Here is a 15,962-nt window from a genome sequence, read left to right on the forward strand (position 1 = left end):
ACTTTTATTAATCTTTAGTATGGCTGTCTTTTATCGTAATAGATAAAAACTGTTGTTGCCAAGCTGATAGATCTTCCTCTGTATCAATATCATGAATACCATTAGCTAAAGTTAATGTTTTCAATTGTTCGGTTTCTGCTAGTTTTTGTAACAGAGGCTTGGCTCCTTGGTCACCTTGTAATTGATTTAAATCATTGAAATGCCTTTGGTTAAAGATGGCCGGTGCAGCGAGTTGATTTTGATAATATGAACAGACGTTATGGTGGGTTTGCACCCAAAGGTCAATTAACTGTTGGTAATTATCAATACTAACTCCTATATGGTCGCCCAAGGTTAATAACATATCGCTGGCATCAATTTGGTAACTGGCTGTTATGGCTGCTTTTATTGATGTGGATAACCCTTCATGGCTGTTTTTATTAATCACAACCTGAGTGGAATTAGGTAATAAATCTTGTAATTGCTCTTGATGAGAGCCTAAGACAACAATGATTTGGCTTTCAATATTCAAAGACTGTAGATAATTAGATAGGGCCTTAAGTTTATTTAAGCCATGTAACAATAGTGGTTGAGTGACTTGTTCCCCATTATGGTCAATTGCGGTAATTGGCTGCATTAATTTGATACCCTTAAAGCGACGACTCTGGCCTGCCGCTAATAAGATTAGGCTAATTTTTTTAATGGTTAGATCTTTCATTTTGTTTTAGTTAACTTACCGTGTAAGACCGCATGAGACTCCGCTAGAATGCTTAAAGCAATAGACTCAGGTAGTTCTCCACCGATATCAAATCCAGCTGGCGCAGAGAAAAAACTAGAAAAATCCGACAAACTAACTTGTGCCTTAGCGAATACTTGATCTCTCCGATGGCGTGGACCGAGTAGAGCAATGTAAGCAGGGCTACTGGTAGCAACCAATTTTATTGCTAGTGCATCTAAACCTAGATTATGTTGCATAACAACAACCGCATCGACTTTATTAAGGTGAGATGGTTGTAATGATGAAATAGGATCTTTAATTATCTTTGCATCCACAAAATTAATGGGATGTGCATAACTACTGCGTTGGTCAAATACAGATACTTTCCAACCTAACTGTAAAGCCAATTTAGCTAAAGGTTGTGCATCTAAGCCACCGCCAAAGATAGCTAAATGAAAGCGCGGCCTAAAAGGGATATTAAGTATTTTTAACCCTGAATTGGGTACACTATTGACGGATGCTTTTAGATTCTTCTCTTTGATATCAATAGGTACGACTTGTGCGTTAACTGCTGCTGAGGGGGTACCCGTATCAACTAGCGGGATGCGAAATTCACATTGGCTGCTTTCTAATTGTTGTCGAAGTGTTTCTAAATGTAAGTATTTATTATTTGGCGTCACCGGTATTAATAATAAATCAACAATACCGCCACAACCTAATTGGTGGCTGGCATCAGTTTCATCACTGGCATCGTAAGTGACGTTAATGGCTTGATCTTGTTGAATTGAACGTTGTGCATGACGCAGTAAATCACCTTCTAAGCAACCTCCACTGACTAAACCAATACTCTTACCCAAACCATGAAATAACATCATGGCTCCAGTTTTTCGATAAGATGAACCTTGGATCTTAGTAATCACTGCAAGCACCCAATTATCATTAGGGAATAACTTCCACTGCGCTAATAAATCTTCAATATGGTGTGCCATTAAACTCCAATACACTGTTGTATATATGATGCTATTTTGCTGAATATCTATTCATTATGAACAGTTTATAATGTGTCTTCTTCTATTGATGACTTATAAATTGTAGTAAAAATAAGCATACAATTAAATATGCTTATTAACTGGTAATGTTACGATAATTCGAGACTTTTATCATGTTTTTTAGTCTACTCTTTAAATCTGCAGTAATTAAAAACGCTTAAATATTGAAAAAACTTTAATGCGGGCTATCTTTATTCATACTAATTATTTGGTATTAAAGTCATATATAGATGATATATGTTCTGTCTCTATTGCTTATTAATAATCATCACTACTTTTATGTATAATATTTAATTCGACTATTCATATAGTTAAACAAAACCTTGAACAGTCGCAATTGAAAATACAATAAAAAGGAACAAGATTATTTACACTTTATATTGGGATAAAGGCGGTGCCAATATGGCAAGCCATGCAATTTTTGAAGAATTAAATATTGATTATGAAATGGTTGAAATAGACCTGTCAAAAAAGATGCAAAAATCAGCAGAATACTTAGCAATCAACCCCAATGGTAAGGTACCTACGTTATTACATAATGGGCAAATCATTTATGAGTCAGCTGCCATTTTAATGTATATATTAGATCAATATCCCGAGTCGAGATTAGCGCCTGATTTAAATTCTCCAAAACGCGGTATTTATTATCAATATATGTCATGGATGTCTAATACATTACAAGAGGCGATTGATCGTTGGGCTCATCCTGAACAGTTTGTTAGTACTGAAAATGCGATTCAAGAGGTCGTTGAACAAGCTGCGTTAGATCTTTCTCATTGTTGGAGCATTATAGATAAGGAGTTATCAAGTAATGGTCCTTGGTTATTAGGTGATACCTTGAGCGGTGCAGATTTTCATCTGTTTATGATTGCATATTGGAGTCGATGTTACACGAGTAGAGCACAGGATTGGACACACATTAATGACCATTATCAAGCAATGTTAAAACGTGATGCAGTACAAACAATGATGCTACAAGAAGGTATAAATTAATCAATTATTTATTTATTCATTGATTGATTAAAAAAGGGCTAGCATTAAGGTAATACCATTAAGCTTATAATATATTTAATGGTATAGATTATTAAGACAGGGATCAGTTTCTTTTAGGCCTGATACTTTTTAAGGTGTATTTATGGATGAAGAACACAACAAGAGTTCAAATAAAATATTGTTTAATACGTTTGATTTTAAAACAGATATGTTACAGCTGACGTTATTAACGGAAATGTTTGATAATTTTTCTGAAGCCGTTTTAGTTGCGAATACAGAAAGAAAAATGATCTATATGAACAATACCTTTGCAGAGTTGTTTGGATACCAAAAACAAGAACTATATGGCCATCAAACAAAGATGCTTTATGCTGATGAATCAGACTTTTTGGAGCAGGGAAATAAACGTTTTAACCCTGATAGCCAAGCAACTGCCAATACTTATCGTGTTAGTTATCAACGTAAAGGCGGAGCACAGTTTCTAGGCTTAACCACTGGTGCTGCGATGCGCTCTTCTTTAGGTGAGGTGGTTGGTTATATTGCCATTATCCGTTCAGCACGTTCTGCTGAACAGTCCTTAGACACATTACAACAAATCCATAATATTACGTCTAATGTTGATTTAAATTATGACCAACGTGTAGATAGGCTATTAAATATTGGGTTAAACCATTTTGGTTTTGAAATCGCGATAATATCGCATATCACGGGGAGTGATTATATTGTTGAAAGTTGTGTTGATGTTAATGAAGAGCTGCAACCCTCTACTTGTTTTGATGTTTCAGGCACATACTGTGTTCATACATTGCAAGCCGATAAAACCATAGGGTTTCATTTTACGGCGCAAAGCGACATTAAAGATCACCCTTGTTATCAGAATTTTCAGCTGGAATCTTATATTGGAACTCCGATCAAGGTTGATGGGGAGTTATATGGGACAGTCAACTTCTCAAGCCACAAACCGACTGAACCATTTTGTATAGATGATTATATTTTGATGGGGATATTAGCGGATACTTTAAGTTTTTTAATTTATAAGAAACTCTCTGAACAAGAGTTATTATTATTAGCGAGTACTGATGAATTAACTGGCTTGTTAAATAGGCGAGCAACGTTAGAACGATTAAACGAACAAGCTAAAATGTCTAGTCGGGCAGGATACAATCTCACTATTATTTTTATTGATATTGATCATTTTAAATATATTAATGACCAATGGGGGCATATTGCAGGCGATCATGCGTTAAAAGGCTTTTCCAGTATAATTAAAGAGTTAGGCCGAGAAACTGATTTTTGTGGACGCATTGGTGGAGAGGAGTTTATTTTTGCGATGCCTGTTTCAAGTGAAGCTGGTGCTTTACAAATGGCTAATAACTTACGTAAAAAATTGCAACAGCAAAGCATTGAGATAGGCGATGATGTTTTTGTTAATTTAACGTTTAGTGCCGGCTTAGCTATATATCAAAGTGGAGAGTCAATTGAGTCATTACTGATGCGTGCTGATCAAGCTATGTATCAAGCAAAACAAAAGGGTAGAGATCAAATTTGTTTGGCAGAGGTCATTAAGCCACAGCGAAATGAAGCTTAACCCAGTATAAACCTTGTTTATGTTATGGTCTCTTTTTTAATAAATCGTTTAGGTTCAACATATGCAAAGACAGTTAACATTATTATTTAGTATTATTCTACTTACTTTAGTTTACGGTTGTTCTGATGAGGATAAAAAGAGTATAGAAAAAAATGCTGGTGAAAAAGTTATCAATGCACCAGTTGACCCTAGTTTGTTTGCTAATGGTGCTATTGTTGGTGATGTTGAAACCGTTGAGTGTACGTTAAGCGGCGGTACTGAAACCAGTTGTTATCGAATCACTATTGCCGGAGCTCCAGCCGATCCTGATTCATCTCCAGAAGGCCCATATTGTCCACCAACAATAGAGTCGAGTGCAGAAGATGGAGGTACATGGATTGATGGTGAAGGTACTGTCTATCAAGTTGACGGTGAATTTATTAAAAATTTGTCGACACTGTATAAAGATAAAAAATGGCAAATGTACGATATTAAAACAGGCGAAATTACTGTTATAGATGGTGCGAAAGGTTGTGAGATTGCTGGTGACCCTAGGCCTATTCCTGGTTTTAATAATTTCTGCTTGTCTTGCTCCTTGGAAGACTTAGATGGTGGAATTCAAAAAACAGTCTTAATCCCCAAAGTGCCTGTGCCAGCGACTAAGTCGACAACTATTAATGCTAGGTCTAATATTGGTATTGCTTTGAATGGTGTACTATTCGGTCCTCCTGCACCATTAGATATGATATTAAGCTCTTATACTCTCGGTGTATTAGATGATTGTGGTGCACATGCTAACCCACACGAAGGTTACCATTATCATTCCGCCAACGGGTGTTCTGAAATTGGTATTCAGGAAGATGGGCACTCAGCCATGATTGGCTATGCATTAGATGGATATGCAGTTTATGCGAAAACAGATAAAGATACTGTTGAGTCTAAAGGTTTAGATGCATGTGGAGGTGAAACGGATCCTATACGTGGTTACCATTATCATGCTTCCGCACCTGGAACAAATCAGATATTCGGTTGTTTTATGGGGGAAACAGGACATTTTGAAGGGGAAGCAAAAAGACCAGAAGGTGGTCCTAACGGTCAGCAAGGCCCTCCAAAAGATTAATTAAGTCATGTGTACGAGTTTCGTGACTATATTAAGCTTGTTTTCACTTTGCTTAACCTTACTCACAATAAACCTGTTAAATGTGAGCAGTTAAGTAGGGTTAGTTTGTTAGCTACTTTAGTTTAGGTGTTGAATTATTTATTAAATAATAGACCCCGTCAGTTAAGTTTATTTATAACCGTTGTTGGTTATTTAGGGGGTATTTTTAGCATGGCTTTAGCATTAACAGACATCATTAACTTAGATGGTAGCCCTTTACAAGATCAAGCCTTTATTAAGGCATGCAAGCGCACTTTAGATAAGACCGGCGTATTAGTAATAAAAGACTTTTTAAAAGCTACAGTGATTTCATTGCTACAACAAGAAGGCAAAGATAATCAACACCTTGCTTATTATACAAGCAATAAACATAACGTATATTTAACCGAAAGTGATGTTAACTATAGTGATTCTCACCCAAGAAATCGCCAAGTAGTTTCTTCTAAAGGTTGCATTACTACTGATCAGATTCCTGTTAATTCAGCATTACACAGCCTTTATCAAGCGGCTGAGTTTCGTGATTTCTTATGTGAAGTGCTGGGTGAACAAGCTTTGTACGAATATGCTGACCCATTATCATCAATTAACTTACATTATGCGGGTGAGGGGCAAGAGCTAGGATGGCATTACGACAATTCATCATTTGCCATTACGTTAATGGTTCAAAGCCCTAAAGAAGGCGGTATTTTTGAATATGTAAAAGATGTACGAGATGCTGATAATGGTGATATGAACTATTCAATGTCGGGGAAAATATTAGACGGGGTTATCGACAGCGAAAGCTTGTCAATGGCGGATGGTGCATTGGTATTGTTTAGAGGTAGGAACTCAATACATAGGGTAACACCAACCGTTGGCGAGCAAACAAGGATGTTAGTGGTATTAGCTTATAATACACAGCCTAATATTAGTTTATCTGAGTCTGCTCGTATGACTTTCTTTGGGCGCTTAGATTAATATCTAACACGCTTTATTGCGTACTAGCTACATTAATTTTAACCAGTATAGTAACGAAACACCTAGGCTACAGGTGATTAATGAGCCAATAGTCGTCATAGCAATAATATTCGCAGCTAATTCCGCACTATGCCCCATCGCTCGAGCCATCACATAGCTCGCTGCCGCCGTTGGTGCTGCGGACATAAAGAACACTAACCCTAACAATTCACCTTGATAACCTAAACAATAAGCGCCAGCAGTAATTAATATTGGTCCGACTACGATTTTTAAAATAGTTGAAAAACGACAATTAAAGCTATTATTTTTTAACGCTTGTACACTTAAACTTGCTCCTGTACACAGTAGTGCAACGGGCAGAGTCATATCTGAAAAATATTGTCCGGTATTTATGATAAGTTCCGGTACTGGGATATTTAATAAAAAGCAAACCAAACCTAACAAGATGCTAATGATCAATGGATTTTTAAGAATCGACTTAACCATATTAATAATTATCGCTAGATTAAACCCTTCCTTTTTCGGCGATAAAATAATTACCGATAGAATGTTATAGAGTATTGTGTGTGAAGCAACGTATACAGCAGCTAAACCTAAGGTTGCTTCACCATATACATTACTCACATAAGCTAAACCGATGATCGCAGTGTTACTTCTGAATGCACCTTGAATGATCACTCCATGTTGGACTTTTTCTGTTACCCAAAATTTAGTGGCGATGATGCACAGTAAAAAGAAGATAAAATTAGCGGAAATCCCAAAAGCAATTAAGTAAAAATCAATCTCTGCTTGGTGGTCCATTTTGACAATACTAAGGAAGAGAAGTGTCGGTAACGTTACTTTAAATACTAGTTTAGAGCCTACTTCAATAAAACTATCATTGATCGTACCTGTTCTATTTAAAAACCAGCCTAGAAAAAGTAATAAACAGATAGGGCCGACAATAGAAAAGGAAAATTGTAAGGATTCGAAAAACATAGTTTAGCACTCATAGAAACAGAAAATAGGAGGCAATGAAGCGCTTACGATTAAAAGTGCAATCCATTGCTATTATTAATTGATGCCGGTTTAACTAAAAATACTATCACCCATTTGATCAATAGTAATTTTGGCTTTTCTAATGGTCATATCAATACAGTCATCGCGATTAGCAACAACATCAGAACGAATGAAAGTATGCGTTTGTAATTGCTCATCAAGTTGTTTGGTGATTGCGGCAGATAAACGATATTGACCTCCTTCACTAATAGGGGAAGGAGTAATAGTAAAACCTTTGTATTCGGTACTCTCTTCAACAGGTGGTGCTTCCGGCGTGTTATTACTATCGCTTGAAAAGAGTGATGTTAGCGTTGACAAAAATCCCATTACTTTTAATCCTTATAAAAATATATTTGTTAAGACATTGTAAATCAAAGTGCTTTTAATGTGTTATTTATCTTACATAAGAATAATCAGGAGTTTTAGACATAAAAAAAGCAACTAAAGTAGTTGCTTTTTTATTGCGTAAACCTAACCGGTTAATTCAACATTTAAACATATTTAAATGTTTACAATAAACCTATTGCATTGGCGAATACTAATAAAATACCAATCGGTGCAACAAAGCGCAACAGAATCAAGATTATTACAAATGGTGTACCTGTTAAGTGTAGCTCTTCTTGCAAAATGTTTGGTTTGATAACCCAACCAGCAAAGATAGAGATAAATATACCGCCTAATGGTAACAAGATATTAGCCGTCAAATAATCTAAGAATTCAAAGATATCTCCGCCCATACCAAATGATAGCTTAGTCCATTCAGCACCTGCAAAAGAGTAAATTGAACATAAACTGAGCACCCAAATACCTACACCAGCAACGATTGCAGCTTTAGTTCTGCTCATTTTTTGACGTTCAACTAAGTACGCTGTCGGGGACTCTAACAGTGCAATAACTGAAGTGAATGCTGCAAATACAATCATGATAAAGAATAATGTACCTACAAAGTCACCAAAGGGCATTGAACCAAACGCTAATGGGATTGATTGGAATAATAACCCTGGTCCTGCACTTGGCTCTAAACCATTTGCAAACACAATTGGGTAAATAGCTAAACCCGCGATTAAAGCAACAATAGTATCTGCAATAGCGATAGTGATCGATGTCTTAACGATAGACACACCTTTAGGCAGGTAAGCACCGTATGTCATCATAATTCCCATTGCTAAGCTAAGTGTGAAAAAGGCATGACCCAATGCTACTAAAGCTCCTTCAATGGTTAATTGAGAGAAATCAACATGAAACATGAAATTAAAAGCAGCTGCAAAATCACCTACAACAGCAGAATAAAACATGATACCAACTAGCAAGACAAGTAATGCTGGCATCAAGTAAGTAATTGCTGTTTCTAAGCCTTTTTTCACCCCTTTTGAAATAACGTAAATAGCAGCAATAAGTGTTAACGTTGACCACACCATTAATTGCGATACGCTGGTAATTAATTCAGTAAATAGTGCGCCAATCACATCCGCATTAGTTGCAGGGTCTGCAGCCGCAGCACTGAACTCGCCTGAGCCAGAAAAGAATACGTAAGCAGCGGCCCAGCCAGCAATAACAGCATAGAAGCTAAGAATAAGGAAACCAGCAATAACCCCGATCGTACCAATTAAAGACCAGTGAGATGAGCGCCCTGATTCTGCGGCAACATGCGCAATAGCATTCGCTGGCGTTGAGCGGCCACGTTTACCAATGATTACTTCTGCCATCATGACAGGAATACCAATTAGTAGAATACACAATAGGTAAACCAGTACAAATGCACCGCCACCATTTTCTCCCATTATGTATGGAAATTTCCAGATGTTACCTAGACCTACAGCTGCGCCTGTTGCAGCTAAAACATACGCGTATCGACTTGACCATCGATTAGACACTTGTGTATCAGTACTCATTTAAATCCTTGAATGTAAATAAATAGGTATATTTATGTCTTATGCGACATAAAAATATCTATTATGTAAATAATGGCGTAAGAATAATAAAAGTTCGGCAAAGAGGCTACTGAAACACGCATAAAAATTAATTTAAGTCATAAAAGGCAGGACTTTTGACGTGCTATGGTCATTTTATGAACGTATAGACCTTAATTACCGAGTTCTTTACTGCTGTTAGTTGACAGTAGAGGTCACTATAAGGTTATCTAGCATTGTTTCATTAAGTTTTTGTGTTCGCTTTCATAATCATTTTAAATTGGAGAAGAAAATGGTCAAAGTTGAGAAATCTATTACTGCAAGTTTTGATGTAGATCCACAATGTGGTTTCACACCACTTTGTCCAGATGAGTTACCGGTTGAAGAAGGGCACCTTATATCTGAACAATTGAATGAACAGGCTAAGTTTGCAAGCTACCGAGTTGTTAGTAAAGATTGCCATCCTGCAGAAGCACCTTGGATGGCAACATCGGCAGAACAAGTGATGACACCTGTAGAAGGTGAGTATCCAAATTTAGATATAAAGTGGCCAGCGCATTGCGTTGTAGGTACAAAGGGGAACTCACTTATCCCTGGTCTGCCTAATGAAGTTGAATATGATTTTGTTGTTGAAAAAGGTGTTGAGCCAGAGATGCATCCATATGGCGCTTGTTATCACGATCTAAGTGAGCAGCAGAGTACCGGAGTAATTGAATGGTTAAAGGAAAAAAAGGTAAATGAAGTCATTGTTGGTGGTTTAGCAACAGACTACTGCGTAAAAACGACGGTTTTACAACTCGTAAAAGCGGGTTTTAAAGTCATTCTAAATAAAGCGGCTTGTCGAGGTATTGCAGATGATTCTATCCAATCAGCCTATCAAGAGATGCAAGAGGTGGGCGTAACATTAATCGCCAGTAGTCGGGAGTTAGCATTGTAATGCAAAATACAAAAATAGATCGTTGGTTGATTGATAGCTTAATGGATATCGATTTTTATAAAATAAGTATGTTACAAGCTTTTTACCATGCCGCAGAGTTTCGTTTAGTAAATGTGCAATGGAAATTTGCGTGTCGAAATCAAGAAGGTTTAGATTTAACGATTTTAATTCCTGAAATACAACGTCAACTTGAACACCTTTGTACTTTATCTTTTAGCGATGAAGAGTTAGATTACTTAAGCAAAATGCATTTCATTAAGCCTGATTTCATTGAGTTTTTACGTATTTTTAAATTAAATATGAAATTTATCCACCTGCATTCAGATGGTGAAAATATTAACCTCCGTTTTGATGGTCCATTGTTACATGTCAGCTTATTAGAAATTTATGCACTGTCGATTATCAGCGAATTACATACTTTTATAAACTGCGGTGGATTTGATCTATTTGTCGCGAGAGAAAAGCTTGCAGATAAAATTGCACTATTAAAAGCAGAGAAAGATTTAACTGGGCTAACTTTTATCGATTTCGGTACGCGTCGTCGGGCCAGTAAAGCGTGGCAAGAAGAAGTGCTTAGTACATTAAAATCTGAATTTCCTAATGAGTTCTTAGGCACAAGTTGCGTGCATTTTGCTCGTAAATTAGATTTACCTGCGATGGGTACCATGGCCCATGAATGGTTTCAAAGTTGGCAAGCGGTTACTCGTTTAGCCGATGCGCAAAAAGCCGCTTTAGAAGGGTGGGTAAGAGAATATCGAGGACGTTTAGGGATCGCTCTAACCGATTGCTATTCAATGGACTCTTTTATGCGTGATTTTAATGATCCATATTTTGGCAAGCTTTATGATGGGTTGCGACATGATAGTGGTTGCCCATTCGAATGGGGTGAGAAGGCGATTAGCCTTTATCATACGATGGAAATTGATCCTCTGAGTAAAACCTTAGTATTTAGTGATTCATTAGACTTTCCAAGAATGATAGAAATTTGGAAGCGCTTTAGAGGGCGTATAAAAGTTTCATTTGGTATTGGTACCAACTTGATGAATGATGTTGGTAATCGTCCCTTAAGTATTGTGATAAAAATGGTAACGGTTAATGGCAAACCAGTGGCTAAAATATCCGATGAACCAGGTAAGAGTATGTGTGAAGATTTAGGTTACTTACAATATTTAGCAAGCCAATATGGAATTGATCCAAGTATCGTTAAAGTGTCTAAATAGCTTAAATTTATGAATTAAAGTAATTAAAGTAATTAAAGTAACTAAAGTAAAAAAGCCGATAAGGTTGATGTTTTATCATCCAGTCTTATCGGCTTTTTACGTATGTGAGCTTTTTAATAAAGGGTTACTGAGGTAGATCTGCTACCTCATTATTTTTGATTAAAACGTCTTAACTTAGATAATACATCAATCAATAGGGTGATATTTAATGCATCACTATCGGCATTTTGTTCAATGTAATTACCTTGCCAATCAATACTATCAATATCGCCATTACCAGAAAATTGAGTAATGCGTCTATTTTCATAAATGATGTAGTTATTACTATCACCGGATAACACAAAGTCTCTATCTTGTTTAGCAAATAGGGAATGACCACTGCTAAATTGATTACTTGGATTTTCAACTCCAAATACGTTTTGCATCAAGGTAGGCATCAGGTCTACATGGCTTGTCATATCATAAATAGTACGCGGCAGTTTATTTGGCCACACTAATATCATTGGTACACTTGCACCACTGATCAATGAGTCGTTGTTATTTTGCTCTTTAAAAGACTGACCATTAGTACCAGTAATGACGATGATCGTATTCTGATAAGCTTGTTGTGCTTTTAAGCTATCTATTAGACGCTGTATTTTCTCATCTATTGCGTGTACCTGAGATTGATAAAGTGTTAATTGCTCTGTTTGTTCAGGAATCGTTTTTATGCTTGGCTGGGTAAACAGATGATCGTTTTTCTGTTCTAAGTAAACATAAGCAAACCATGGTGTGTCTTGTTGTTGAGTTTTAATCCACTCATCCCATTGTTGGACAACTTGGTTATTATTTGTAGCATCAGAATAATATACATTAGGTGTTTTTTTCAATTGACTAAAGCTGCTTTGTAAAAACTCTGGGTGTACAAAGCCAATACTTGAAAACAGGCCGATAGGGCGTTTATCTTCTACAACTTTATTCATAAATACTGGTGCAATATGGTTATCGGTTATATCGTCCCAATAACTATTAGGTAAACTATAGAACAGACTAAATACACCTTGGGCACTGTTGTTTGCACCACTGAAGTGGTTTTTGAAATTAATCGCTTCTGTGCTCAGTAAATCTAAATGTGGCATATTTTGCGAGTTCAGCATATCTGCGCGTAATGACTCCACATTAACCACTAAAATATTATAGTCAGCGCTACTTGTTGGGGCTGTAGAGTAAGTCAGCGCCTTTAATGGGTAATTAAGTACTTGCGGGTTTGTCCCTAACGCATTCAACTCACTCTTCTGAATAGTGTCTTCATTTAACCAGCCCTGTTTAGTCAAGAAAGTCCTTGCTGTCATTGGGTAAGATAGCGGATAAAGCGAACGTTGATGGGTAATTGGTCGGTATTGTGTTGCATCAGCCCAAATGTAAACAAGATGGCTCAGTACAAAGCTTGCAAATAGGAATAGCGCAATAGGTTTGCCGATCTGTTTTGCGTGAATATGTCTGACTTTCTTCCACAGAATGGTAGAAAAAAAAGCTTCAAGTGCAAAGGTAATCGGGATAGAAATATAATGGAGATTAATTGAATAAATTTCTTCAACTTGTTCTGGTTTTTGTAAAAACTGCCAAATCAAGGGGTTGAGGTGAAATTCATACAATCTGAATATTTGTGTATCAACAATTAAAAAAGTGATCGCCGTTGTGGCGATCAGAATTGAAATTAGGCGATAAATTAAATTATTGGATATTAAAAAGGCCAGCGGGAATAATAAAATCCCAAATACCACAGCGGCTAGGAAACTGAAATGCCCTAGTAAACTGATAAATTGGTAGGTGATGCCGAGCCCCGTATCAGCTAAACCTGAGTACGCAATATAGCGCAAGCTGATTAAAGAAATAGCAATAATATTAAAGAACGTGAACCAGTGTGCCCAAGTGACATTTTTAGCTACGTTATCGTGAAATTTATGACCTGTTTCAACCATGTTTTTATTTATCTTTTGTATTAATAGAGGCACTTAATGCTTTAACAAACTTATCGCTGATAGCTTGACGTTGTGCTGTTGGTACTTGGCTATTAATGACATGAGTAATACTATTGCCTAAAATCATTAAGCTAAGATCCACAGAAACGTCATTGTCATGAAGTACATCCATCACTTGATCCAGAATTGATTCGATTTTTTGGCTAGAGTACTTTGATTGAATTGGCATAATAAACTTCTAATGTAAGGAATGATAATTGCGTTATGATACCGCACTCGTATTATTATACCAATGACTTAACCCCTCGATTTTGAAAAGTTACACAGATAATTAAGCGAATAATTACTGTTTCAAGATTGATTGCGGTGTGTATAATTTGCCAATTAAGTTTATTTGTTTCTCACAAGGTCATATTTCTATGAACGTTTCCGCTACCAATATTATTTTACACTCTTTAAATTACAACAGTGAAGGCGTTTTATCGTGCAAAATGCGTGAAGGCGAACTGCCTATTTCACCTTCTATTGAGCAGTTGGTGATGGATTTACATCGTAGCTACCAAAGTAAATCTAATAAAGCTTTTGCATTTTTTGCTGATGAAGGTGAAAAGTCGCAAGTATTCAAACGTGCTTTAACAGAAGAGCTGAATGGCGAGTTAGATTTTGTTGGATTTTCTCAACAAGCAGCTAGTCGTTTAGTTGATGAATTAAAAGATCATGACTTTGCTGAAGGAGGGGTGTTATTAATCAGTAAGTACACTTGGACAACCAGTGATTATTTACTAGTCGCATTGCTTCAAAATAACCAATCAATCAGCGTTAACGAGAATCTTGAGCTACAAGTTAGTCAGCATATTGAAACGAGTAAAATTCAATTAGTGGCTCGTATTGACCTTACTCTACTCAAGCGTGACCCTGAAGCTAACCGTTATATCTCCTTTATTAAAGGCCGCGTTGGTCGTAAAGTCTCTGATTTCTTTTTAGACTTTATGGGAGCAAAAGAAGGCTTTGATGCAAAAGTACAGAATGAAGGTCTGCTAAAAGCGGTAGAAGAGTTCTGTGAGAAGCAAGAGCTACCAACGGAGCAAAAGCAAGAGGTCCGAGAGGTTACTTTTAACTATTGCAAAGAGCAAATAAAAGAAGGGCAAGACATTGACCTTTCTAGTTTGTCGGAAGAGTTTCAATCGACTTCAAATCTAGAAGGCAGTTTCTATGACTTCGTTAGTGAAGATTATCAATTAGAAGAGAATTTCCCAGCAGATAAAACCTTAGTGAGAAAATTAACTAAGTATGTCGGCCAAGGCGGAGGTATGAATATTAGCTTTGACCAAAAACATTTAGGCTCATCTATTCATTATGATGAAGCATCGGATACATTAACGATTCAAGGTATTCCACCTAATTTACGCGAACAATTAAAACGTGATGCGTTGATTGATGCAGGTGAAACCGTGATCACTGAAACCGTTACGGATGATGGAAAAGCCCCTTTTTAAGCATTAATACATTACACTGTTTAAATACCTGTTGATGACAGTGCTTAAACAAAAAAGAGATAAAAGAATGAAATTATTTGTACGAGACTTAACTGTTATTGATTCAACTTACTTGGACGCTAGCCGTGGGTTTGTGGGTGAAAGCTATCAAGTTGACGTAGTGTTGGATGGACAGCTAAACGAACAATCTATGATTTTAGACTTTGCTTTAGTAAAGAAACAGATTAAAGCGATTATTGATGCAGAAGTCGACCATAAATTGCTGGTTCCAAGTTTGTCGCAAGCTTGCTCTGTTATCCCAGATGATGAGCGAACTCAGGTTAATTATCGGTTATCGAAAGATGAAGTAATTCAAGTTAAAGCACCGCATGAGGCATATTGTTTACTTCAATGTGAAGTATTAACAGAGGCATTTTTAGCCGATTACCTAGAGCAAGTTATCTTAGATAAGTTACCAGAAAACGTAACTGGATTGAGTATTAGTTTACGGTCAGAGGAGATTGATACTCCCTTTTACCATTATACTCATGGTTTAAAAAAACATAATGGAAACTGCCAACGCATTGCTCATGGGCATCGTTCTAAAATTGATATTTTTATTAACGATCAATACAGTAGTAAATGGGTTGAACAATGGGCAGCACGCTGGACTGATATCTATTTAGCAAGTGACAGTGATGTGATCAAACGTAGCGATCTTTCATTTATTACCGAGAAACCGACCGCGGAAGTACATTGTTCTGCCTATCATGCACCACAGGGGTATTTTGAATTATTAATGCCGGCTAGCCGTTGCGAGGTTTTAAATAACGATACAACGGTAGAAGAGCTCGCTCGCTTTATTTGTGAAACCATTAAAGACAAAGAGGGCGAAAATAAAGTCACTGTATTCGCCTATGAAGGTATCGGAAAAGGTGCCATTGTAGAGCTTTAAACTAGGCTGGGCGCTGATTGATTATGTACATTAGCAACTTCAGT

General features: G+C 36.8%; 15 protein-coding genes. 8 read left to right on the forward strand and 7 right to left on the reverse strand.

Translation table 11 applies throughout. From position 1 onward, the window contains the following. Positions 1 to 7: 7 nt before the first annotated feature. A complete protein-coding gene (locus tag OW492_RS00800; protein ID WP_290037752.1) occupies positions 8 to 697 on the reverse strand; it encodes a nucleotidyltransferase family protein in 690 nt (229 codons plus the stop codon). Beyond that, complete coding sequence (locus OW492_RS00805) at positions 694 to 1,686, reverse strand: XdhC/CoxI family protein (RefSeq protein ID WP_290037753.1); 993 nt, start codon at positions 1,684 to 1,686, stop codon at positions 694 to 696. Before OW492_RS00805 ends, OW492_RS00800 begins: the two co-directional genes overlap by 4 nt. A gap of 426 nt (positions 1,687 to 2,112) precedes the next feature. Here OW492_RS00805 and OW492_RS00810 point away from each other — a divergent pair, with 426 nt between their 5' ends. From OW492_RS00810 to OW492_RS00825, 4 genes are all read left to right on the forward strand, one after another. Beyond that, positions 2,113 to 2,739 carry a glutathione S-transferase family protein gene (locus tag OW492_RS00810; protein ID WP_290038321.1) on the forward strand — a complete coding sequence of 209 codons (627 nt, stop codon included), beginning with the start codon at positions 2,113 to 2,115 and terminating at the stop codon, positions 2,737 to 2,739. A gap of 142 nt (positions 2,740 to 2,881) precedes the next feature. Continuing rightward, the gene (locus OW492_RS00815) at positions 2,882 to 4,327 is read left to right on the forward strand and encodes a diguanylate cyclase (RefSeq protein WP_290037755.1); all 1,446 of its coding nucleotides are present in this window, start codon (positions 2,882 to 2,884) and stop codon (positions 4,325 to 4,327) included. Positions 4,328 to 4,388: 61 nt separating this feature from the next. Then, positions 4,389 to 5,426: a YHYH protein gene (locus tag OW492_RS00820; protein WP_290037756.1), complete on the forward strand. Its 1,038-nt coding sequence runs from the start codon at positions 4,389 to 4,391 to the stop codon at positions 5,424 to 5,426. Between the two features lie 210 nt (positions 5,427 to 5,636). After that, on the forward strand, positions 5,637 to 6,422 hold the full coding sequence (locus tag OW492_RS00825) for a 2OG-Fe(II) oxygenase (protein ID WP_290037757.1): 786 nt from the start codon (positions 5,637 to 5,639) through the stop codon (positions 6,420 to 6,422). A gap of 27 nt (positions 6,423 to 6,449) precedes the next feature. On the opposite strand, the gene OW492_RS00830 is transcribed toward OW492_RS00825, so the two are convergent. From OW492_RS00830 to OW492_RS00840, 3 genes are all read right to left on the reverse strand, one after another. Next, entirely contained in the window at positions 6,450 to 7,400 is a 951-nt protein-coding gene (locus tag OW492_RS00830) for an AEC family transporter (RefSeq protein ID WP_290037758.1), read from the reverse strand. A gap of 90 nt (positions 7,401 to 7,490) precedes the next feature. After that, positions 7,491 to 7,787: an HlyU family transcriptional regulator gene (locus OW492_RS00835; RefSeq protein WP_290037759.1), complete on the reverse strand. Its 297-nt coding sequence runs from the start codon at positions 7,785 to 7,787 to the stop codon at positions 7,491 to 7,493. A 182-nt stretch (positions 7,788 to 7,969) separates the two neighbouring features. Then, positions 7,970 to 9,352, reverse strand: a complete 1,383-nt coding sequence (locus tag OW492_RS00840; RefSeq protein ID WP_290037760.1) for a sodium-dependent transporter — start codon at positions 9,350 to 9,352, stop codon at positions 7,970 to 7,972. 310 nt (positions 9,353 to 9,662) lie between these two features. On the opposite strand from OW492_RS00840, the gene OW492_RS00845 reads away from it, so the two are divergent. Together OW492_RS00845 and pncB are read left to right on the forward strand one after the other, a co-directional pair. Next, the gene (locus tag OW492_RS00845; protein ID WP_290037761.1) at positions 9,663 to 10,307 is read left to right on the forward strand and encodes an isochorismatase family protein; all 645 of its coding nucleotides are present in this window, start codon (positions 9,663 to 9,665) and stop codon (positions 10,305 to 10,307) included. Next, positions 10,307 to 11,527, forward strand: a complete 1,221-nt coding sequence (gene pncB / locus OW492_RS00850) for a nicotinate phosphoribosyltransferase (protein WP_290037763.1) — start codon at positions 10,307 to 10,309, stop codon at positions 11,525 to 11,527. The genes OW492_RS00845 and pncB overlap by 1 nt, the downstream gene beginning before the upstream one ends. Before the next feature lie 149 nt (positions 11,528 to 11,676). Here pncB and OW492_RS00855 read toward each other — a convergent pair whose 3' ends face one another. Further along, positions 11,677 to 13,488, reverse strand: a complete 1,812-nt coding sequence (locus OW492_RS00855) for a DUF3413 domain-containing protein (protein ID WP_290037765.1) — start codon at positions 13,486 to 13,488, stop codon at positions 11,677 to 11,679. A gap of 4 nt (positions 13,489 to 13,492) precedes the next feature. After that, positions 13,493 to 13,717 carry a DUF1414 domain-containing protein gene (locus OW492_RS00860; protein ID WP_290037766.1) on the reverse strand — a complete coding sequence of 75 codons (225 nt, stop codon included), beginning with the start codon at positions 13,715 to 13,717 and terminating at the stop codon, positions 13,493 to 13,495. Between the two features lie 190 nt (positions 13,718 to 13,907). Between OW492_RS00860 and yejK the strand changes: the two genes are divergently transcribed. Next, on the forward strand, positions 13,908 to 14,984 hold the full coding sequence (gene yejK, locus OW492_RS00865; RefSeq protein ID WP_290037767.1) for a nucleoid-associated protein YejK: 1,077 nt from the start codon (positions 13,908 to 13,910) through the stop codon (positions 14,982 to 14,984). Between the two features lie 67 nt (positions 14,985 to 15,051). After that, a complete protein-coding gene (locus OW492_RS00870; RefSeq protein WP_290037768.1) occupies positions 15,052 to 15,918 on the forward strand; it encodes a 6-carboxytetrahydropterin synthase in 867 nt (288 codons plus the stop codon). Positions 15,919 to 15,962: the final 44 nt, after the last annotated feature.

This window comes from Psychromonas sp. 14N.309.X.WAT.B.A12, assembly GCF_030397575.1.
In the GTDB taxonomy this organism is placed as follows: Bacteria; Pseudomonadota; Gammaproteobacteria; order Enterobacterales; family Psychromonadaceae; genus Psychromonas.